At 67.5% G+C, this 20,464-nt stretch carries 22 protein-coding genes, 1 tRNA gene and 1 pseudogene; 8 read left to right on the top strand and 16 right to left on the bottom strand.

Going from position 1 to position 20,464, the window contains the following annotated elements; genetic code table 11:
* The 6 genes from U4Z64_RS12890 to U4Z64_RS12865 all read right to left on the bottom strand — a co-directional run bounded on the left by U4Z64_RS12890 (position 1) and on the right by U4Z64_RS12865 (position 6,759).
* The gene (locus U4Z64_RS12890; RefSeq protein ID WP_044843485.1) at positions 1 to 1,365 is read right to left on the bottom strand and encodes an LLM class flavin-dependent oxidoreductase; all 1,365 of its coding nucleotides are present in this window, start codon (positions 1,363 to 1,365) and stop codon (positions 1 to 3) included.
* 39 nt (positions 1,366 to 1,404) lie between these two features.
* Entirely contained in the window at positions 1,405 to 2,622 is a 1,218-nt protein-coding gene (locus tag U4Z64_RS12885; RefSeq protein WP_124485861.1) for an acyl-CoA dehydrogenase family protein, read from the bottom strand.
* Between the two features lie 170 nt (positions 2,623 to 2,792).
* The gene (locus tag U4Z64_RS12880) at positions 2,793 to 3,680 is read right to left on the bottom strand and encodes an ABC transporter permease (RefSeq protein WP_124666190.1); all 888 of its coding nucleotides are present in this window, start codon (positions 3,678 to 3,680) and stop codon (positions 2,793 to 2,795) included.
* Positions 3,677 to 4,618 (bottom strand): ABC transporter ATP-binding protein, encoded by a 942-nt coding sequence (locus tag U4Z64_RS12875; protein WP_415750569.1) that lies wholly within the window; start codon positions 4,616 to 4,618, stop codon positions 3,677 to 3,679. Before U4Z64_RS12875 ends, U4Z64_RS12880 begins: the two co-directional genes overlap by 4 nt.
* Positions 4,619 to 4,745: 127 nt before the next feature.
* Positions 4,746 to 5,801 carry an ABC transporter substrate-binding protein gene (locus U4Z64_RS12870; RefSeq protein ID WP_321820160.1) on the bottom strand — a complete coding sequence of 352 codons (1,056 nt, stop codon included), beginning with the start codon at positions 5,799 to 5,801 and terminating at the stop codon, positions 4,746 to 4,748.
* Between the two features lie 43 nt (positions 5,802 to 5,844).
* On the bottom strand, positions 5,845 to 6,759 hold the full coding sequence (locus U4Z64_RS12865; protein ID WP_321820159.1) for a TauD/TfdA family dioxygenase: 915 nt from the start codon (positions 6,757 to 6,759) through the stop codon (positions 5,845 to 5,847).
* Positions 6,760 to 7,122: 363 nt separating this feature from the next.
* Here U4Z64_RS12865 and U4Z64_RS12860 point away from each other — a divergent pair, with 363 nt between their 5' ends.
* Complete coding sequence (locus tag U4Z64_RS12860; protein ID WP_321820158.1) at positions 7,123 to 9,312, top strand: ATP-binding protein; 2,190 nt, start codon at positions 7,123 to 7,125, stop codon at positions 9,310 to 9,312.
* Between the two features lie 75 nt (positions 9,313 to 9,387).
* Here U4Z64_RS12860 and U4Z64_RS12855 read toward each other — a convergent pair whose 3' ends face one another.
* A complete protein-coding gene (locus U4Z64_RS12855; protein WP_321820157.1) occupies positions 9,388 to 10,098 on the bottom strand; it encodes an MgtC/SapB family protein in 711 nt (236 codons plus the stop codon).
* Positions 10,099 to 10,479: 381 nt separating this feature from the next.
* Here U4Z64_RS12855 and U4Z64_RS12850 point away from each other — a divergent pair, with 381 nt between their 5' ends.
* Together U4Z64_RS12850 and U4Z64_RS12845 are read left to right on the top strand one after the other, a co-directional pair.
* Positions 10,480 to 10,764 carry a helix-turn-helix domain-containing protein gene (locus U4Z64_RS12850; RefSeq protein WP_321820156.1) on the top strand — a complete coding sequence of 95 codons (285 nt, stop codon included), beginning with the start codon at positions 10,480 to 10,482 and terminating at the stop codon, positions 10,762 to 10,764.
* A complete protein-coding gene (locus U4Z64_RS12845; protein WP_044843466.1) occupies positions 10,754 to 12,058 on the top strand; it encodes a HipA domain-containing protein in 1,305 nt (434 codons plus the stop codon). The genes U4Z64_RS12850 and U4Z64_RS12845 overlap by 11 nt, the downstream gene beginning before the upstream one ends.
* Positions 12,059 to 12,232: 174 nt before the next feature.
* Here U4Z64_RS12845 and U4Z64_RS12840 read toward each other — a convergent pair whose 3' ends face one another.
* On the bottom strand, positions 12,233 to 12,616 hold the full coding sequence (locus U4Z64_RS12840; RefSeq protein ID WP_321809667.1) for a hypothetical protein: 384 nt from the start codon (positions 12,614 to 12,616) through the stop codon (positions 12,233 to 12,235).
* Between the two features lie 249 nt (positions 12,617 to 12,865).
* Here U4Z64_RS12840 and U4Z64_RS12835 point away from each other — a divergent pair, with 249 nt between their 5' ends.
* From U4Z64_RS12835 to U4Z64_RS12815, 4 genes are all read left to right on the top strand, one after another.
* On the top strand, positions 12,866 to 13,306 hold the full coding sequence (locus tag U4Z64_RS12835; RefSeq protein ID WP_321820155.1) for an Hsp20/alpha crystallin family protein: 441 nt from the start codon (positions 12,866 to 12,868) through the stop codon (positions 13,304 to 13,306).
* Positions 13,307 to 13,321: 15 nt separating this feature from the next.
* The gene (locus U4Z64_RS12830) at positions 13,322 to 13,729 is read left to right on the top strand and encodes an Hsp20/alpha crystallin family protein (RefSeq protein WP_044843463.1); all 408 of its coding nucleotides are present in this window, start codon (positions 13,322 to 13,324) and stop codon (positions 13,727 to 13,729) included.
* A gap of 412 nt (positions 13,730 to 14,141) precedes the next feature.
* Positions 14,142 to 14,705, top strand: coding sequence for an Hsp20/alpha crystallin family protein (locus tag U4Z64_RS12820; protein WP_321820153.1), 564 nt, complete (start codon positions 14,142 to 14,144; stop codon positions 14,703 to 14,705).
* A gap of 47 nt (positions 14,706 to 14,752) precedes the next feature.
* A tRNA-Lys gene (locus U4Z64_RS12815) sits at positions 14,753 to 14,825 on the top strand.
* A 539-nt stretch (positions 14,826 to 15,364) separates the two neighbouring features.
* On the opposite strand, the gene U4Z64_RS12810 is transcribed toward U4Z64_RS12815, so the two are convergent.
* The 6 genes from U4Z64_RS12810 to U4Z64_RS12785 all read right to left on the bottom strand — a co-directional run bounded on the left by U4Z64_RS12810 (position 15,365) and on the right by U4Z64_RS12785 (position 18,381).
* Positions 15,365 to 15,787: an ACT domain-containing protein gene (locus U4Z64_RS12810; protein ID WP_257772179.1), complete on the bottom strand. Its 423-nt coding sequence runs from the start codon at positions 15,785 to 15,787 to the stop codon at positions 15,365 to 15,367.
* A 96-nt stretch (positions 15,788 to 15,883) separates the two neighbouring features.
* The gene (locus U4Z64_RS12805; protein WP_321820152.1) at positions 15,884 to 16,363 is read right to left on the bottom strand and encodes a hypothetical protein; all 480 of its coding nucleotides are present in this window, start codon (positions 16,361 to 16,363) and stop codon (positions 15,884 to 15,886) included.
* A gap of 184 nt (positions 16,364 to 16,547) precedes the next feature.
* The gene (locus tag U4Z64_RS12800; protein WP_124485847.1) at positions 16,548 to 16,769 is read right to left on the bottom strand and encodes a hypothetical protein; all 222 of its coding nucleotides are present in this window, start codon (positions 16,767 to 16,769) and stop codon (positions 16,548 to 16,550) included.
* A 49-nt stretch (positions 16,770 to 16,818) separates the two neighbouring features.
* Positions 16,819 to 17,631 (bottom strand): fused MFS/spermidine synthase, encoded by an 813-nt coding sequence (locus U4Z64_RS12795; RefSeq protein WP_321820151.1) that lies wholly within the window; start codon positions 17,629 to 17,631, stop codon positions 16,819 to 16,821.
* A 5-nt stretch (positions 17,632 to 17,636) separates the two neighbouring features.
* Complete coding sequence (locus tag U4Z64_RS12790; RefSeq protein ID WP_044843459.1) at positions 17,637 to 17,900, bottom strand: HPr family phosphocarrier protein; 264 nt, start codon at positions 17,898 to 17,900, stop codon at positions 17,637 to 17,639.
* Positions 17,901 to 17,934: 34 nt separating this feature from the next.
* Positions 17,935 to 18,381, bottom strand: a complete 447-nt coding sequence (locus U4Z64_RS12785; RefSeq protein ID WP_044843496.1) for a hypothetical protein — start codon at positions 18,379 to 18,381, stop codon at positions 17,935 to 17,937.
* 207 nt (positions 18,382 to 18,588) lie between these two features.
* On the opposite strand from U4Z64_RS12785, the pseudogene U4Z64_RS12780 reads away from it, so the two are divergent.
* Positions 18,589 to 18,940: pseudogene (locus tag U4Z64_RS12780) on the top strand (alkylphosphonate utilization protein).
* Positions 18,941 to 19,259: 319 nt separating this feature from the next.
* Here U4Z64_RS12780 and U4Z64_RS12770 read toward each other — a convergent pair.
* Together U4Z64_RS12770 and U4Z64_RS12765 are read right to left on the bottom strand one after the other, a co-directional pair.
* Complete coding sequence (locus U4Z64_RS12770; RefSeq protein WP_044843458.1) at positions 19,260 to 19,457, bottom strand: ribbon-helix-helix protein, CopG family; 198 nt, start codon at positions 19,455 to 19,457, stop codon at positions 19,260 to 19,262.
* A gap of 168 nt (positions 19,458 to 19,625) precedes the next feature.
* Positions 19,626 to 20,393 carry a YoaK family protein gene (locus tag U4Z64_RS12765; protein WP_044843457.1) on the bottom strand — a complete coding sequence of 256 codons (768 nt, stop codon included), beginning with the start codon at positions 20,391 to 20,393 and terminating at the stop codon, positions 19,626 to 19,628.
* Between the last annotated feature and the right edge of the window lie 71 nt (positions 20,394 to 20,464).

The following is a 20,464-nucleotide window of genomic DNA, read 5'->3' as shown; positions in this document are numbered from 1 at the left end:
TCAGGCCGCCGCGGCGCCGGGCACGGCCGACGCGCGCCGCGCCGCGGGGCGCCGCAACCCGAGGTGATCGCGCAGCGTGCTGCCGGCGTAGTCGCTGCGGAACAGCCCGCGACGACGCAATTCGGGCAGCACGAGCGCGATGAAATCGTCGAGGCCGCCGGGCAGGGTCGGCGCCATCACGTTGTAGCCGTCCGCGCCGTAATGCACGAACCGTTCCTCGAGCGCATCGACGATCTGCTCCGGCGTGCCGACGAGCTGCCAGTGACCGCGCGCGCCCGCGATGCGCAGGTACAGCTCGCGGATCGTCAGGTTCTCGCGGCGCGCGAGCTCGAGCGTCAGCGTCTGCCGGCTCTTGCTCGCATTCGTTTCCGGCAGCGGCGGGATCGGGCCGTCGAGCGGATAGGCGGACAGGTCGACGCCGCCGGTCAGGCCCGACACCAGCGCGAGCCCGACCTTCGGGTCGATCAGCGCCTGCAGCGCGTCGAACTTCTCCTTCGCCTCGCTCTCGGTGCGACCGACCACCGGAAAGACGCCGGGCATGATCTTCAGCGTGTCGGGGTCGCGGCCGAACGCGGCGAGCTGCCCCTTCACGTCCGCGTAGAACGCGACCGCGTCGTCGAGCGTCTGCTGCGCGGTGAAGATCACCTCGGCCGTGCGCGCGGCCAGCCGCGTGCCGGCCGCCGACGAGCCGGCCTGCACGATCACCGGTTGCCCCTGCGGCGCGCGCGGCACGTTCAGCGGCCCGTCCACCCGGAAGAAGCGGCCGCGATGAGCGAGCACGTGGCGCTTGTCCGGGTCGAAGAAGCGGCCGCTGGCACGGTCGCGCACGAACGCATCGTCGTCCCAGCTGTCCCACAGTCCGCGCACGACGTCGGCGAATTCCTCCGCGCGCGCATAGCGTTCGCCGTGATCGAAATGCGCATCGCGGTTGAAGTTGCGCGCTTCGTGCGCGCTCGACGACGTGACGAGGTTCCATCCGGCGCGGCCGCCGCTGATGTGGTCGAGCGACGCGAACTTGCGCGCGATGTGGAACGGCTCGTTGAAGCTCGTCGACGCGGTGCCGACGAGGCCGATGCGTTCGGTGACGGCCGCGAGCGCCGACAGCAGCGTCAGCGGCTCGAACTGCGCGACGTAGCTGTGCGCGGTGCGGCTCAGGAATTCGACGTCGTCGCCGCGCGTGCCGACGCCGTCCGCGAGGAACACGAGGTCGAACTTCGCGGCCTCGGCCGCCTGCGCGAGCCGCACGTAATGACGAAAGTCGACACCGGCGTCCGCCTGCGAGCCGGGATGGCGCCACGCGGCGATGTGATGGCCGGTCGGATACAGGAACGCACCGAGGTGCAGGTGGCCGGTGCGGGTCGTCATCGGGGAGCTCCCGGAAAGTGGGCTGCGGGCGCAGCGGAATCAGAACACGCGTCCTTCGGTCAGGTGCGTGGTCACGCCGTTCAGGTCGTAGTCGCCGATCACCCGCGCCTTGTGCAGCAGCGGGTTGTGGCTGAAGATCGTGCGCAGGTTGCGCCAGTGCCGGTCGAGGTTGTGCACGCGCGCGGTCGCCGACGCGCCGCCCACTTCGAACAGCCGTTCGGCCGCGTACAGCGCGAGCTTGCCGACGATCAGTTGCGTGCGCGCGGTCGCGAGCGCGCTGTCGAGCACGCGTTCGTGCGCGTCCGCCGCGCCGGCCTCGATCGCGTCCGCGGAGCGGTCGAGCGCACGCGCGTTGTCGCGCACGAGCGCGTCGATCGCGTGGCTGTGCGCCGACAGCTCGCCGACGATCTGCTGGATGAAATGATCGTCGCGCGCGCTCGCCGCCGGGCTGTGCAGCACCGGCCGGCCATGCTCGAGCACGTAGCGGCGCGCGTCGGCCGCCACGTTGCGCACGATGCCCGCGCCCGTCGCGACGAGATGAAGCTGCCGCAGCGCGCCGCAATGGCGGCCGACGAGCGTCGAGCCGTCGCGGGCCGCGACTTCGTCCGCGAATACCTGCACGTCGTGCAGCAACAGGCTGCCGCTCGCGGTCATGCGCTGGCCCATGCCGTCCCAGTCGTCGAGCACCTGCACGCCGTCGCGCGCGACCGGGATGATCACGGCGAGCGCGTCGCCCTGCTCGTTCTCCACGTTGATGCGCGCGAAATCGGCAAACGCGGTGCCGGTCGAATAGTATTTGCGGCCCGTCACGCGATGGTGCGCGCCGTCGCGGCGCAGCACGGTCGTGTTCTCGCCCGGCCGCGACGTGCCGCGCTCGGTCGACGCGCCGCCGAAGATCGCGCCGGCCAGCGCGCGCTCGAGCTGCACGTCGTTGAACGGCGTGCGCGGCGACAGCCGCAGCGTCTCGGTCAGGTCGTAGTGGATGCGCAGCGCGTGCGCGAGATTCGAATCGGCGGCCGCGAGCGTCGCGATTGTCTCGAACAGGTCGACCAGCGTGCCGCCCAGGCCGCCGCGTTCGACCGGAATCCTCAGCACGCCGAGCGCGGAACGGCGAAAGAGTGCGAAGCCTTCGAACGGCAGTTCGCGACGCGCCTCGCGTTGCGCGGCGTCGCGCCCGATCGCCGTCGCGAGTTCGGGCAGTGCGGCGAGCGCGGCGCGCAACGCGTCGTGCGGTTCGGCACCATGACGGGCATTCATGCAGCGGTTCCTCATCGTCGAAAAGCGACGGCTCGCTGCACGATTGCGCAGGCCGTCGCCGCAGCCCGCAGGCAGCACCGAAAAGTATAGGGACGCATCCGGTGCGCGTGAAAAACCGATTTCAGCTTTGGTTATGCGTGCGCCGGGAATGCGCACGCACATCGATACGGTCAGTGCGGGATGCCCCAGCGGCGCACCGTCACGCGTTCGAGCGTATCGAACACGAGATGCTCGACGAGCAGGCCGATCACGATGACGGCCGCGAGGCCCGCGAACACACGGTCGGTATACAGCTCGTTGCGGTTCTGGAAGATGTACCAGCCGAGCCCGCCCTGCCCCGCGCTCGCGCCGAACACGAGTTCGGCCGCGATCAGCGTGCGCCACGCGAACGCCCAGCCGACGCGCAGCCCCGACAGGATCGACGGCAGCGCGGCCGGCACGAGAATCAGCGCGATCTGGCGCAGGCCGGTGAGGCCGTAGTTGCGCCCGGCCATCTTCAGCGTGGCCGGCACGCCGGCGAACCCCGTGTACATGCTGAGCGCGAGCGGCCAGAGCACCGCGTGCACGAGCACGAACAGCAGGCTGCCGGTGCCGAGCCCGAACCACAGCAGCGCGATCGGCAGCAACGCGATCGACGGCAGCGGATTGAACATCGACGTGAGCATCGACAGCACGTCGCGGCCGATGCGCGTCGACACCGCGAGCGAAGTCAGCACGAACGCGAGCAATACGCCGAGCGCATAGCCGCGCAGCAGCACCGACATCGAGATGCCCGTCTTCACCAGCAGTTCGCCCGACGCGATGCCCTGCACGAACGCGGCCAGCGTCGCGCCGAAGGTCGGCACGAGCAGGTCGTTCGCGACGATGCGCGCGATGATTTCCCATGCGGCGATCAGCACGAGCGCGATGACGGCGCGGCGAAACCCGCTCGCGCCGACGATGCGGCGCCACAGCGGTGCGGGCGCCGCACGTTCGGCGTCGGGCGGCGGGTCGAGCGCGCGCACGTATTCGGCGCGCACGGGCGGCAGCGGCGGCAGGACCGGATCGATCGTGCTCATGATGCGATGCCCTCCGTGGCCGGTGCTGCACGCGTTTCGTCCGCTACATCGGTATCGAACAGCAGATGATGAATGCGCGCGACGCGGTCGCGGAAGTCGCCGCTGCCGACGCTGTCGAGCGAATGATCGTGACTGTTGAGCTCCGCGCGCACGCGGCCCGGATGCGGCGACAGCAGCAGGATCCGGTTGCCGACGACGAGCGCCTCCTCGATCGAATGCGTGACGAACAGCAGCGTGAAGCGGAACTCGTCCCACAGGCGCAGCAGTTCCTCCTGCATCTTGCGGCGCGTGAGCGCGTCGAGCGCGGCGAACGGTTCGTCCATCAGCAGCACGCGCGGCTGCATCGCCAGCGCACGCGCGATCGCGACGCGCTGCTTCATGCCGCCGGACAGCGTGTGCGGATAGGCATCGGCGAACGCACCGAGGCCGACCTTGTCGAGATAGTGCAGCGCGCGCTCGCGTGCTTCGGCGCGCGACAGCTTCGCGGCCGCGCGCAACGGAAACGCGACGTTCTCGACGACCGTCTTCCACGGCGGCAACTGATCGAATTCCTGGAACACGACGATGCGGTCGGGGCCCGGCCCTTGCACGGGCCGGCCGTCGAGCGCGATCGAGCCCGACACGGGCTCGATGAAGCCGGCGATCGCCTTCAGCAACGTGGACTTGCCGCACCCCGACGGGCCGAGCAGCACGAAACGGTCGCTGCCATACACGTCGAAGCTGACCTGATGGGTCGCGCGCACGATCCGCGCGCCGCTCCGGTATTCGAGGCTCACGCGATCGATCGCCAGCAGGCGCTCGCTGTGCGCACCGGCCGGCGCGGACGCGGATGCCGGCCTGCTCGCCGCGTCGGTGTCGGTGACGGGTTGGGCGGGCGGTGCGGCGGCGCCGCGCGCCGCGTACGGCGGCAGCCCGATTCGGGGAGAAGTGGCGTTCACGATCGAAACTCTTGCGGGTAAAGCATCAACATACGGCGGCACCGCGCGCGGCCCAACCAACGATTGCACATATCGAAACCGCGTCGACGCATAAGCGTCGATCGCGGCGCCGCAGCGCCACGCCCGCTCAGCTGCCGCCGGCAGTCGCCGGATCGTCGAAGAAGTAGTCGCGCCACGACTTCGGCTCGTTGCGGATCGCGCCGGTGCGATACATGAACTGCGCGAGCTTCTGCGTGTTCTCCGGGGCCGTCTTGAACTGCACCTGCGGATTGCGCAGGATCTTCAGCAGCAACGCGCGATCGATCTTCGAGCCGTTCACGCGGATATAGGTATCGACCGCGCGCTCGGGATCTGCCGCGATCTGGTGCGCGGCGTCGGCGAGCGCGGCGACGAACGCGCGGTACGTCTTCGGGTTCTCGTCGCGGAACTTCTCCGTCGCGTACAGCACCGTCGCGGAACTCGGGCCGCCGAGCACGTCGTAGGAATTCAGCACGATGTGTGCGTTCGGATTGCCCGCGAGTTCCTGCTCCTGGAACGGCGGATTGCCGAAGTGGCCCGTGATCACGTTGCTGTTCGCGAGAATCGCGGCCGTCGCGTCGGGATGCGGGATCGCCTGCGTGAGCGGATCGAGCTTGTCGAACTGCTTGTCGCCCCACTGCTTCGCGGCCGCGTACTGCAGCACGCGCGACTGCACCGACACGCCGACGGCCGGCACCGCGATGCGGTCCTTCGCGCCCAGGTCGGCGATCGTCTTCACGTTCGGGTTGCTGCTGACGAGGTAGTACGGAAAATTGCCGAGCGACGCGACGCCCTTCACGTTCTGCCGGCCGCGCGTGCGATCCCACACGGTCAGCAGCGGCCCGACGCCCGCGCCGGCGACGTCAACCGCGCCCGACAGCAGCGCGTCGTTCACGGCCGCGCCGCCCGACAGCCGCACCCAGTCGACCTTGATGTCGAGGCCGGCCTTGCGCCCTTCCTTCTCGATCAGTTGCTGGTCGCGCGCGACGTTCAGCATCAGGTAGACCACGCCGAACTGCTCGGCGATGCGGATGCGGCCTTCCGCGTGCGCGGCTTGCGGCGTCCCGGCGGCGGCCAGTGCGAGCGCGGCGGTGAGCGTGGCGGCCAGTGCGCGGCGCGCGGCCAGGGTCGTGCGGCGCAGGGCCGGCGAAAGCGGAAACGACATCGGAACTCCAGTGAGAATGAGGCGGCGAACCGGGACGTGCCGTTCAGAACGGCGCGTCACCTTCGATCGTGGTGCGGTACAGCTTGCGGCGCAGATGGTCGGGCGTGCCGGCCGCGAGATGCATCAGCGAGCGGTTGTCCCAGAACACGAGGTCGTGCTCGCGCCAGTGGTGCCGATACAGATGCTCCGCGCGCACGCTGTGCGCGAACAGTTCGTCGAGCAGTGCGCGGATTTCGTCTTCGGGCAGATCGACGATGCGCGTCGTGAAATGCTCGCTGACGAACAACGCCTTGCGGCCCGTTTCGGGATGCGTGCGCACGACCGGATGCACCACCGCTTCGACCTGCGCGATCTGCTCGGCCGACAGGTTCGGCCGCCACGGGCTGCGCGCCTGCAGCTCCGCATAGCGGGCGAGATACGTGTGCTCGGCACGCCGCCCTTCGACCGCGCGGCGCAGGTGCGCGGGCAGCGTGTCCCACGCGAGATGCATGTTCGCGAACAGCGTGTCGCCGCCCTCGGCCGGCAGCTCCTGCGCATGCAGCAGCGAGCCGAGGCTCGGCTTTTCCTTGTACGACAGGTCGGAGTGCCAGAAATGGCCGGCGTCGCCGAGCCCGATCGGCTTGCCGTTCTCGACGATGTTCGACACGATCAGCACTTCCGGATGCGCGGGCAGCGCGAACTGGTGCAGCACGTGGATCTGCAGCGGGCCGAAACGGCGGCTGAACGCGATGTGCTCGTCCGGCGTGATGCGCTGGTCGCGAAACACCAGCACGTGATGGTCGAGATGCGCGCGATGGATGCGCGCGAAATCGGCGGCGCCGAGCGGTTGCGACAGGTCGATGCCGACGACTTCGGCGCCGAGCGGCGCATCGAACGGGACGATGTCGAATCGCTGCGCGCCGGCCTCCGGCGGCAAGGCGGGCGTCGATATTGCGGCGCGGATGGCGGAAGTCGTCACGGTACAGCCCTTGATTCGGTAAAGATGCGAATCTACGAGCGCGTGCCGCACTGCGTCAACGAAGCGATTCGGATACGTTTATCTGCTGCAGCGATAAAGATCGCTGCTCGGACGGCGGGGCCGGCAGGCGGGCGTCCGCCACCCGACGCGGGCTTTCTGCAGTATTTACAAATGCAGCGCCATCCGGCACCGCCCGCGTGGGCCGGGCCGATGCCGCGGCGTCGCCGGGCATCGGCGCCGGTCCGGCACGCAGCTTGCGCGCGCCGGACCGGATATGGCCGCGGCACGGAATCGCCGGCCGCCAACGGCATTGCCTGGTCGTGAGCGATGAAAACAGTCCCTCCCCTGCTGGAATCGGCACCAATGCGGGCCGATCACTTCGTCCAGTTCTACGAGTCCGACGCGCAGCTCATGTCGGAAGTCGCCGTGTTCGCGGCCCAGGCGCTGAGCGCCGGCGGCAGCGCGATCGTGATCGCGCGGCCCGCCTGCCTCGCCGCGGTGCACGAACGCCTGCACACGCTCGGTGCATCGGCCGGCGGCGCGGCCAGCGGCCGCATCTTCATGTCGAGCGCGCATGCACTCATCGACAGCTTCATGAATGGCGACCTGCCCGACCCCGCGCGCTTTCGCCGCTCGATCGGCACGATCGTCGAAGCGGCGATCCGCGCCGGCCGGCCCGTGCATGCGTTCGGCGAAATGGTCGCGCTGCTGTGCGCGCGCAACCGGTACGCCGCGGCGCTGCGGGTGGAAGCGCTATGGAACGCGCTGATCGAGCGGTACCGCTTCTCGCTCTACTGCGGCTATCCGCACGATGCGTTTGCGAGCGCCGAGCAGTCGGAGACGTTCCGCCACGTATGCGCGCTGCACCGCCGCATCCTGCCCGTCGCATCGCTGCGCGACGACGAAGGCGGGCTGTACCCGACGCTGGCGCTGGCGCAGCAGCGCTCGCGCGCGCTGAGCGACGAGATCCGCCGCCGCGAGGATGCCGAACAGCAACGCAACGGCGTCCTGATGCACGCGCCATTGCCGATCGCGCTGCTGTCGGGCCCCGCGCACCGGATCGTGCTCGCGAATCACCGCTTCTCGGCCTTGTGCGGCCGGACCGACATCGTCGACCAGCCGCTGACGGCGGTGCTGCCCGGCGGCGATGCGCCCGAGATCGTGCGCGCGCTGGAAGCCGCCCGCGCGCAGGGCTGCTCGACGACGATCGGCGAGCACCGCGACCGGCCCGAGCCGGACGGCGCCCGCGTGTATCGGCTGCATTTCAATCCGCAGCCGCTCGCGGACGGGCTGGGCGTGATCGTCAGTGCGGTCGAGGTGACCGAGCACGTCGCCGCGCGCGAGAAGCTCGTCGCCGCGAACGCGGAGCGCGACCGGCTGCTGGGTGAGCTGCGCGACGCGAATCAGGCCAAGGACCAGTTTCTCGCGGTGCTCGGTCATGAGCTGCGCAATCCGCTGACGCCGATCTCGCTCGCGCTGGAGCTGATCCGCAACCGCGACGGCCACGCGACGCCGAACGAGATCGCGATCATCCAGCGCCAGCTCGATCACATGGTCCGGCTGATCGACGACCTGCTCGACGTGTCGCGCATCACGCGCGGCAAGATCACGCTGAAGAAGGAAGCCGTGCGGCTCGCCGACATCGCGGACCGCGCGGTCGAGATCGCGAGCCCGCTGCTCGAGCAGCGCCGCCACCGCCTGCAGGTCGACGCCGATCCGGACGCGCGCTGCCACGGCGACCCGGTGCGGCTGTCGCAGGCCGTCGCGAACCTGCTGACCAACGCGGCGAAATACACGCTGCCGGGCGGCGACATCACGCTGCGCGCGGCGCGCGGCGCGGACGACACCGCGATCGTCGAGGTGTGCGACAACGGCGCCGGCATTCCGCGCGATCGTCTCGACAGCATCTTCGAGCCGTTCTACCGGCTCGACGGCGAAGCGAAACAGGCGCATGGCGGCCTCGGCATCGGCCTGGCGCTCGTGCGCAGCCTCGTGACGCTGCACGGCGGCACGGTGCGCGCGGACAGCGCGGGCCCCGGCTGCGGCAGCACGTTTACGATCACGCTGCCCGAATACCGGCCGAAAACGGTGGCGGTCACCGTGCCGCAGCCGCCGCCCGGCATCCGCGACCTGGCGCCGGGCCGCACCGGCCGGCGCGTGATGCTGGTCGACGACAACGAGGATGCCGCGTCGACGCTCGCGCAATGGCTGCGCGACGCCGGTCACGAGGTCGCCGTCGTGCACGACCCGGTCACCGCGCTGGCCGCGTACCGCGCCTATCGCCCCGACGTCGCGATCCTCGACATCGGGCTGCCGGTGATGGACGGCTACGAGCTGCTGCGGCGGCTGAAGGCGATCACCGAGGTCACGCCGTGCATCTTTCTCGCGCTGACCGGTTATGGCCGCAACGCGGATCGCGAACGCTGTCTCGCGACCGGGTTTCTGCAGCATTTCGTGAAACCGGTCGACCCGGCCGCGCTCCATCTCGCGATGAGCCGGCCGGGGACGGACGGCGATGCGCACGACGGCGCCGGTGCGGAAGCCGGACGCTGAACGCTGCCGGATCCTGAATGCCGAATGCGGCACGAGGCACGCAACCAGCCGACGTTCCGGCAAGCGCCGTGCGGCTCAGTTCTCCTCGGAACAGCGGATCGACGTCAGGCCGGCCGATTCGACGATCCGGATCAGTTGACGCAGCATCGCATCGGCGTCGGCCGGTTCGCGCCACGTCACGAGCAGTTCTTCCTCGCGCAACGCACGCGCGGCCGTTTCGCGAAAACCGCGCGTGCGGCACGCGAAGCCCGCATTGTGCAGCCCTGTCGTCAGGCGCTCGCGCGCCGTCGAGCCCAGTTCGTACTCGACCGTGACCAGCGCAGTCCTGACGCTGCGCACGCGCTGCTCGACCAACCGCAGCGGCCATACGACCAGGAGGGCGAGCGCGAGCCCGAGCGCGCCGAGCGACAGCTGGCCGCCGCCGATGCACAGTCCGACGACGGTGACGAACCACAGCGTCGCGGCCGTGGTCACGCCGGATACGAGGCCGTCGCGATGCAGGATCGCGCCGCCGCCGATGAAGCCCATCCCGGTCAGGATGCCGAGCGGCAGGCGCATCGGGTCGAGCACCGAGAACCCGTCCTGCGGCTTGCCGGCCTGCAGCAGCAGCGCATTGACCTGCAGCATCGCCAGGCACGCGGCGAGACAGACGAAGATCGTCGTGCGCAGCCCTGCCGTCTTGCCGGATTCGCTGCGATCGAGGCCGATCAGCCCGCCCGCGACGAGCGCCAGGACGATCCTGACGAGGACCGCATCCCACTGAAGTACGACCGGCATCGGCTCCATGCGCGCCTCCCTGCAAATCTTCTTGCGTGATGCGTCGCGGCGTGGCCGCGGACGACGCTTGCGGCGCGCAAGGTTCGGGCCCGGCTCGCGCGCCTGTCGCAGTGTCGGCGTGTCGCCGCGCGCACGGCTAGCGCCCTGACCGCTCAGTCGTCGCGCGCGCATGCGACCGGGCCGCCGTCACGGTCCCGTCCTTCTCCGCATCCGTTCGGATACGAAAATCGCCTGCGTCACGATTTCGCGCCTCCCGGTATCCGATCGGGTACGAAACGGCGCACCGGCTCCCCGGTTCGCCGCTCCGTTCCTGTACGGATACGGAATGATGCCCCGGCCGGCGAGTTGTGCAATACTGTTCCCGATCAGATACGAAGCACGGAGAACGTCATGTCGGAGTCCCAGTCCGTCGACACGATCGGCGCGCTCGCCCACCTCATCCGCGCGGCGCGGCTCCAGCAGGGGTTCACGCGCGACGAACTCGCGAACGCGACCGGGCTGTCGCCGAAATTCATCAGCCAGGTGGAAGGCGGAAAGCCGACCGCGCAAATCGGCAAGGTCATGCTGCTGCTCGGCGAACTGGGCGTGCGCCTGTACGCCGAGTCGTCGGTCGACATTTCGGAGGCCACCGCGCTGAAGGCCGCGCAACGCCGCAGGAGCAGCCATGGCGGCTAGAACGCTGATCGCGTCCGCCAACGGCGTGCGCATGGGCACGCTGACCGACGACAAGGGCATCTGGTCGTTCGCGTACGACCCGCAATGGCTCGCGTCCCCGGCCGCCTATCCGCTGTCCCCGGCGTTCGCGCTGCGCGCCGGCCCCTACACCGACACGTCGACCGATCGCCCGGTCCAGTGGTTCTTCGACAACCTGCTGCCCGAGGAAGGCATGCGCACCTCGCTCGCACGCGAGGCGAAGGTCGACGCCGCCGACGCGTGGGGCCTGCTCGCGTACTTCGGGCGCGAATCGGCCGGCGCGCTGACGCTGCTGGCCGACGGCGAACGGGAAGCGCCCGGCAGCTTGCAGCCGCTGCCGCTCGACGAGCTCGAACGCCGGATCCGGGCGATGCCCGAGCGCGCGCTGACGGCCACCGCGCCCAAGCGCATGTCGGCGGCCGGCGCGCAGCAGAAACTGCTGCTGGTGCTGCGCGGCGATGCACCCGACTACGCGCTGTACGAGCCGGTCGGCAGCGAGCCGTCGATGCACCTGCTCAAGCCGGACATGCGCGCGGCCGGCTACCCGCACTCGGCGATCAACGAATTCTTCTGCATGAAGCTCGCGCAGAAGATGGGGCTCGACGTCCCCGACGTGCACTTCCTGCGCGCGCCGTCCGCGTGCTACGTGATCGACCGGTTCGACCGCGACGTCGCGTCGGCGCCGGCCGCACGCGTGCATACGATCGACGCGATGCAGTTGCTCAACTACGACCGCGGCTTCAAGTACCAGCGCGCGAACGCGCAGGAGCTCGCCCGTGCGATCGAGCGCACCAGCACGCGCGCGCTGGCGCGCCTGTCGGTGTTCCGCTGGACCGTGTTCAACGTGGTGGTCGGCAATGCCGACGCGCACCTGAAGAACCTGTCGTTCTTCGTCGACGCGCGCGGCTACCGGCTCGCGCCGTTCTACGACATCGTCAGCACGGTCGTGTATCACACGCCGACGCACCGCCCCGACCATCGCGGCGATCACTGGCCGCACTGCGAATTGACGATGCCGCTCGGCAACGCGACGCGCTTTGTCGAAATCGATGCGGCCGCGCTGATCGCGTTCGGTCAGGCGCTCGGGCTCAGGGAGAAAGCGGCGGCAAGCGAACTGCAGCGCTTTCTCGAACCGCTCGATCGCCACGTCGCGCAGACGCTCGAGGAAGTGCGGGCAATCGCGCGCCCGGACGCCGGCGAGACGCGGCTGCTGAATTCGATCGCGGCGATGCCGATCGCGGAGATGGGGCGCGCGCTTCGGCCGACGCACGGTTGAGGACGGGCATGAAGCATGCACATGGGTGCGCCGGTCCAGGTGGATCGCCAATCCGACGTCCGGCGTCGGTCGGGTGCCCCATTCCGCGATCGTTGCCGCCGTGCCCGCCCCGCGCCGGCATGTCGGCAGACGCGAACCTGCGCCCGCCGTACGGCCGGGCGCCGAACCGCTCGGTCAGCGGATCGGCGGCGTCGAACTCAGCTTCTCCGACAGCATCCGTTCGTACACGCCGAAGTGCAGATCGACCTCCTTTTGCGTGACCGGGGTGACCGTGATGTTGATCTGCTCGGGCAACAGGCCCAGCACGACCGCGACCGCGGCTTCAAGTTGCGGTGCACAAGCCCTGTCCTCCGCCATCGTCGTGCCGACCAGCACGTCGTAGGTCTTTTCCTGCCGGCAGACGATCTCGACGAGTCGCGCCCGCGCGCTCATGTTGTTGTCGATCGCCAGCCTGACGACCTCGGTCACGGTGCGCATCGTCTCGGTCGGAAAGCCCTTCGTCGAGCGCAGCCGGATACGATGCCTGCCCAGCGTAAGCCAGTCCGTATCGAATTCCATGGCGTCCTCCGCATGCAGTTCCAAGCCGCTGCGATGATAGGTTCCAGCACCGGAATTTCAAGTGCAAAAATCTGCCGCCGCCCCTTGAAATTTTCCGCAGAGTGCCTATCTTGAGTTTCGCTCAGGCAGACGCGCGAACCGTTTCATCCCGCGCGCTGCGTGTTTCGATTTGTTTGCCGGCAGTCCGGCAGGCGAACTGGAGCGCGTAGGCCCGTTCGCCTCCCGATTGCCATCCAGGAGGATACGATCATGAGCGATCTTTACTTCGGAACCGATCTCTTCAGCGAGTTCGACCGCCTGCAGCAGCAGATGGCGCAACTCTTCGGCGGCTTCCCGTCCAGCATCCGCGCGAGCCGGCTCGGCGCATTTCCTCAGATCAACATCGGCGCGACGGACGAGTCGATCGAGATCGTCGCCTTCGCCCCGGGCGTCAACGCCGCCGAACTCGACGTGTCGATCGACAAGGGCTTGCTGACCCTCAGCGGCGAACGCAAATCGACGCAACCCGACACTGAAAGCGAGACGCGTACGTACGCGCAGGAGCGCTTCGTCGGCGCCTTCCGGCGCGTCATCGAGCTGCCCGACACCGCCGATCCGGACAAGGTCCAGGCGCGCTACGAAAATGGCTGCCTGTCGATCAGTATCGGCAAGCGCGAGTCGTCCAAGCCACGCGCCATCACTGTCCAGTAACTCGAGGAGCCGATCATGAACGACATGACCAAACTGGCTGAACGCGACCCGTCCGCAGTCACGCGCCGCGACGCGGAACAGGCCACGCGCCGGATCACCCTCACCCCGGCCGTCGACATCTACGAGAGCAATCAGGGCGTCACACTGTGGGCAGATCTGCCCGGCGTGACGAAGGACAAGCTGGACGTCAAGGTTCACGACAGCAGCCTCTCGATCGAGGCCGAGGCGGTGGTGCCGACGCCGGCCAATCTGCGCCTGCAGCATGCCGAGGTCCGGGAGCCGCACTTCGCGAGGACGTTCACGCTGTCACCGGACTTCGATACGTCGAAGATCGAGGCAAGCCTCCAGGACGGGGTGTTGAAGCTGACGATCCCGCGTCGCGACGAGGCTCGCCCACGGCGCATCGAAGTCAGGACCGGCTGACCCTGCGGCAACGGCGGGTCGGGAAGATGGGCGGCGGGAAAAGCGCCGCCGCCCGTCGCGAACCAGGCGCGGGAGGCACCGGTTTCCGATGTCGCTCAGGAGTCCTGGAAAGGGCATGCGGTCCTTGTCCGCACCGTGCCCATGCGACGATCGCGACACGCACGTCCGCACCGGATGGCTACATCGCCATCGTCCGGATCGAACGGAACGATGAGGTGTCGGTCGACCGGCATCCGCCGCGTTTCGGCGAGCGCTGGACAAGCGCGGCCGAAACGCAGCGCGATGCGCTCGAGTACGCGGTGCAACTGATCGATCGCGGCATGCCCGGCGCAGTCGAGGCTCGGGGCACGCATGCTGCCCGAGGGGCTGGCCGCCACGCTCGAAACGGATTGAAGCTGAATCGGAGGACGCCATGAATACCGATCCGAAAAAGTGGAACCCCTTCAAGTTCCTTCGCGGAACTGCCCGCAAGTCCGACGCGGAAGGCCCGGAAAACCCGCCGGCAAGCGAACAGTGGCGGGCCGCGTGGCCCGACATTCCGCGACTGTTCTCACGTGAGCCGTGGCGTGCGGTGGAGGAATTCCTTCATGACCCGCTCGCAGGCCGTGGCGCGCTCGAACGATGGTTCGGCGACTTCAGTTCATCGCGCTTCCAGCCGCGTATCGACGTCGTCGATGAAGGACCGGTGCTGCGCGTGACCGCCGAACTGCCCGGAATGGCGCGCGAAGATCTGAAGGTGAGCGTCGAGGACGGAGCAATCGTGCTGCGCGGAGAGAAAAAGCAGGACGTACGCAGCGAGGAAAACGGCTGTTACCGGCTGGAGCGCGCCCACGGAAGCTTCATCCGCACGATCCCGATGCCGGACTACGCCGACCCCGATCGCACGTTGGCAAAGTTCGATAACGGTGTACTCACGTTGACCGTGCCAAAGTCGGAGCCGACACAGACCGTGAGTCGCACGATCGAAATCCGCTAGGGCAAACACGAAAAGTGCCGTGGTGGCGGGCGGACATCGGACGAACCGGGCCGTTGGCTCAGTTGGTGGAGCGGCCGACTTTTTGTCCGTTGGTCACTGGTTCGAATCCAGTACGGCCCACAGGAAACCGAAAATCCGATGCCCCCCGACAAACGCGGCTTGCGATGGGCGACGAACGCGACGAAGCCATGGATGACGGTCAGCCAGCCAATGTGGAAGGGACGGCTGCGAACTCCCGCCAGTGGTGACCAGCGAACGAAAGCGACAAGCGGGGGAATCGGCGATGCTGAATGGATAAGACAGGATAAGTATTCTTATCACAATGCATCTGTTTCTATTAAAAACTCGAACACGAACAAATACGCCGGGTCAATCGATCCCCTGCCCGCTCGCCCGTGTTTGCCTCACACGGCATGACGAAACGCGAAGGCACGCGAAGACACAGGAACACGGCAGACGTACGCGGCAAATCACGCGAACGAAGCGCCGCTGCGGCGCGTCGCCCGCGCGCATGCCGCAATCGATTGGCCGTCGATATTCCGCGGCGGCCTCATCCGGTCGAAGCTCGGGCAGACCGCGCCGCACGCCCGATGCAACGCACGCGAGATTCAGCCGTGAAAGGCGCCCCGCCTCACCCGGCAGTCGACTGAAGCGGCAATTCAGGGCCTTTGCAGGATGTCTGTCGCCTGCTCGGCGTCGGCCAGCGAGTCGAGCGCGAGATAAGCAATGAACTGCGAACCGAGCACGGCGGCGGATACGCCGCGGAGATTGATCCCGCCGTCCGACAGTTTCTGGGTCAGCTCCGCGATGATCCCCATCTGGTCCAGCCCCATCACACGGATCGAGTGCAGGCTCGAGCTAGGACTGAATCCCGCCTGCGTGGCAGCACGGGTCTCCCGATCTCCCTGCAGCGGCGCGACGAATACCACCCCTTTGCCGGGTGCTTCCTGGGTGCGCCGGGCGACAATGAATTGCAAATCCACGCCGGCATCCCGCAACGCGTTCAGCACGCGTGCAAGACCGCCCGGCTTGTCCTCGATGGTGGCCGCCCATACGTCAACGCGTTCCACGAGCAGTTCCATGGCCCCTCCAAAAAGTCGGACCTCGATGAAGACAATCTATGTCGCGCATGACCGGCGAGCAAGGCCGCTTGTGCGAACGGCGTCATGCAGGTTCGCCTAGGAATCCGATGATTTCGCCGACGGGGGACGCAAGCCGAGCATGACCGCCTGCCGATGCCGCCATTGAAGCAGCGCGTCGCGGAACTCGTCGGATGATTGTCCGGGCGTAACCCGCCACGCTCCGGATTGAAAGGATCTCGCGGCGCGCCAGAACGACCGGGCCTCGGGCCCGTCGTCGATGGGAGTAATGGGCAACTGGTACGTTCGATGCAGATACGACAGGAAGGCGAGACCGTAGCCGCGGCGCCTCATCGTCGGGAGAATTTCCAGTCGATGGACATATACCCGATCGGTTCGCGGCGCCAGGCTGTATGTCGCCGCGCCGACGATACCGCCGGATGCCGCGAGTATCGCGACTTCCCACCCCGAATGCGGCACACCGTCGATGCCCAGATCGATCGGCGTCGATTGAAAACGAATCACGGGAAGCCGGCGAAATTTGCGTCGCGCAAAAAGTAACCGCAGGTAGGAAAGCACGTTCAGCCTTTCGTCATGTCCGCAGCGGCACGCTTGCTCATCTTCGCGCGCCACCGCAATTCGCAGCCGCCCCCTGGCGCGTTGACGCTTCCCCTGTCGAACGCAACCGCCCATGACATGAACGACCCGGCATGGATGTCCGGATCGACGCGACCGTGCGATTCGCGAGCGACGCCGACCAGAACTATTTCCGGTTCTTCAGGAACGTCTGTCCGGCTGCCGTGATCGAGACGCTTCCGCGGCCGTTCGTCGGATAGCGCACGAATCCTGCGCCGATGAGCTCGCGGGTAATGGACCAGCCAAGTGCGGGTGTATCGCGACCGTAACGAATATCAGCAAGGCGCTCCAGCGCCCAGATCGCGGATGCCGAGATGGTCGGAACGGTCGAAGCTTGGTTATCGCTCATGGCGTCTCCAGGTGTTTGATCATGATCAAGGGTGCCGCATGTATCGGACTCAATCGGCAAGGCACGCACTCAGGCGCGTCCAGTCGTAACGGGCGCCGACCTCGATGCGTACGGCGGCATCGACGAGGTCGATGCCGTGGTGGCCGCAGTGCCGATCCGCACGTTCGATGAGTGCCTCGAGCGACGGCAGCGGTGCGTCGCTCTTCCAGGCGAAGGCGATCACGTTGCCCGCACCGTCTTCCGCCGGGGCGATTGCGACGGAAGGGCCGAACGTCTCACGCAGCCTCGCGAGACAATCACCGAGTCGCGGATCGTCGCCGAGCAGATTGACGACGAGCACGCCGTCGTCGTTCAGTCGCGCGCGACAGGTATCGTAGAAGGCTGCGCTGCAGAGCTCGGACGGCGCGCCATCCGCATTGAAACCATCCTGCAACAGCGCATCGAATGTGTGCGCGGTCGTCGACAGGTGCCGCGCCGCGTCCGCGCAGATGATCGTCAGTCGTGCGTCATCGGCTGGAACGTGGAACCGGTCGCGAAGCGCGATCACTTCCGGATTGATTTCGATTGCCGTGAGACGGGTGTTCGGCAGGTTCCGATAGCAATACTTCACGAGCGAACCGCCGCCGAGCCCGATCAGGCCCACATGCGCGGGTTCCGGCTGAAACAGCAGGAACCCCATCATCGTGCGCGTGTAGCCGAGTGCGAGCGCGTTCGGAGCCTCCCGCAGCATCGTGCTTTGCATGCCACGGCCGTCGAAGCACAGCGAGACGAGGTGCTCGTTTTCCACGACGATCGGCTTGTCGGCGATCTCGGCCGGGGAAGCCGCGCGCAGGCCCAGGAACGGAAAATCGACAGGCGGCACGCGGGTCAGCCCTCTTGAAGCAAGGGCAGGAGCGCACGAAGCGCCGCCTCTTCGTCCGGACCGCTTGCAAGCACTTGCGCGGATGCGCCGCGACGCACCTGCAGCGATGACATGGCCATGCCGTCCTTGGCATTCCCGCGCCGCCCATTGGCGATCAGCAGGATGTCGCTGTCGAAACGGCGCGCCGTGACCACGAGCGCATCGCGCACGGCGGTCGCACCGTTCCGGCTCCAGGCGGGACCTGCTTCGAAATAGACGACGGTTGCCATGTTCCTCGCGTGTGGCGTGAGATGGAGCTGGTATTCAGTGGGACGGGCCGATCCGGCAGGCCATCAGGAACGCCTGGAACTCGGTTTCCCATGCCGCGTTGCGCACGTCGATTTCGAAACCGGCGAGACGCTGCATTGCGCCGCTCAGATACACGGCACGGAGCAATCGAGGCGGCACGCCCTGCGCGAAACAGCAGCCATCCGCATCGAGCAGCAGGCGCGGGTGGTGCCGGAACCGCGCACTGGCCACCGAGATGGGATCCATCACATGCCGAGCCGATTCCCGCGGATAGACGAACGCCAGATGAATACCGGCGGCCGCGAGCCGCTCGCCCACATCATGGAAGCGGTGGACCATCTGGAAGCCGCGCTCGCCGCCGCGCCCGACGCCCACCACGACAAGCCCCCGGCTCCCCGCGACCTCCGGCAGGGATATGGGCCGTCGATCGGGCAACAGCAGCATCCCATCCAGATCGAACATGTCGGCTACCTCCGCGAATCCGCCCTCAATTCCGGCGATCGGCGGCAAGGCTGAATTATAAGACAGCATTCATCGAATGTGTATTTCATTATAATGTTGTGTGCGCCCGCCCCGTGGTCGGCCCGCCTGCGAGCCGACGGCACGGCGCCCGTTCCGGCGAAGCAGGCATCCGCCCGCTTTTGCCGCCGACCGGCTCGAATCCGTCCGATGGAAGCCGCGAACGGTGCCCCCGCCTGCCCGCAATGCGCAATGGAAAACACCTGCCCGAACGGCACACTGCATCTGTGCGCGGACAGAGGTCATGAATGGTCGGCGGGCGCCGGCATCGAATCCGCTGACGAATCGGCCAAGCGAGTCGTCAAGGACGCGAACGGCAATGCTGTCGGACGGCGGCGTGGTCGCGCGGATCAAGGATCTGTGCGTGAGGGGTCCATCGATCACGCTGAGAATGGGCGCCGAGGTAAAAAGCATCCGGATCGTCTGCGGCGATCCCGAGATCGACGGCAAGACCGCCGCGGGCAGCGTCGTGCTCGCGGCGTGCTTTCGCCGGGAAGCGTGACGCCGCGCGCTTACCTACGGCGAACCCGCTTGTCGTCGCAGTGCGCTGCACGCGCTCCCCACCGACAACATATCTACCGGGATCGATCGGGCATGGAGCGCGGTTATCGGGATCTGCGCGGCGTGATCATCGATGCGATCGAAACCAATCCGGACGCGATCGCGCTACGCGATGTATTCAGGACTCCTGCAGACGATGCCCGGTTCAAGATGGCCCGTGCGGACGGCACGAAGTACGTGACACGAAAGGATGCCCATACCGCCCCTGGCATGCGCACGGCATGCGCACCGGGAAATCGACGTCCAGGCGGCTCGCGAACTCAGTCCGCGCTTCGCTTCACCCGTTTGCCGAGCGCGCTTTTCGTCTTGTAGCTCACGCCGTGTTGTTCGAGATACTCGCGAATCAACTGCCGCACGACTTGCGACGGCGTCAGGTCCTGCTCCGCGCAGAGCATGTCGAACGCCTCTTTCTTGGCGGGATCGATCAGGATGGTCAAGCGTGCGGTTTTCGTTTCCATTGCAGGGCAGAGTCGGCGATATGCTAATTTCATTATAATGCATCGGCCCTTGCGTACCACGCCGCAGAGCATTCGGCACGCGCGTATGGCCCGGGCTCGGCGACAGCGCCTCTGGCAGGATCCGCCGCCGGCAACACGCAGTCGGGTTTCGTTTCACCTTGTGCAGGCTCACGACCGGCGGTCAAGCCGATAGAGATAGTCGAGCACGTCGTCGACGACGGGCACGATCGCCAGCGTGACGAGTGCCGCGGCCAGCGGCACGGTCGACACGTAGCCGACATGCTTGAAGCCGATTGCGCCGGCCAGCCCCCCGACGAAGAACGACGCCAGCATCGTCGCGTGAATCCTGAGCTTCGCGCGGTTCGCGATCACCGTCTGCGCGTGCACGTCGGCACTTGAACGATTCCAGTAAAAGAGCTTGCCGAGTTCGATGCCGAGGTCCGTCACGATGCCCGTCATGTGCGTCGTGCGGATTTCCGCCCCCGACAGCTTGGTGATCATCGCGTTTTGCAGCCCCATGATGAAGCACAGCAGGATCACCGTGACCGGCATGAAGAACGCTTCCCACAGCGCGAGATGGCTGCCGAGGAGCCCGAACAGTAGCAGCAGCGCCGCTTCGACCAGCAGCGGCAGCACATACTGACTCTGCAGGCCGCGGCGCCGCCCCCAGTTGACGAGCACGGCCGAGCAGCCGGCACCCACCAGAAACGACGCGAGCGAACCCACCCCGGCCAGCACGAGCCGGATGTCGCCGAGCGCGGTCTGATCCGCGATCGCCGACACGATCCCGCTCATGTGCGACGTGTATTGCTTGACCGCGAGGAAACCGCCGGCATTGGTTGCGCCGGCGACGAAGGCAAGCGAAAACCCGAGCTGGCGGTTCGCGGCCGCGCTGCGGTGTTTTCCCGTCAGGCTTCGGAAGTACTGCGCTGGCATAGGATCTTCCCTCATTCGCCCGGATCGGGAGACAACGACGCCCCGAGCGGAACCCGGCGCGCCGCGGCACA

Origin of the sequence: Burkholderia sp. BCC1996 (genome assembly GCF_905339955.1) — a bacterium.
In the GTDB taxonomy this organism is placed as follows: Bacteria; Pseudomonadota; Gammaproteobacteria; order Burkholderiales; family Burkholderiaceae; genus Burkholderia.
The sequence above is the reverse complement of the archived record's forward strand: the minus strand, read 5'-3'. Positions and strand labels throughout refer to the sequence as shown.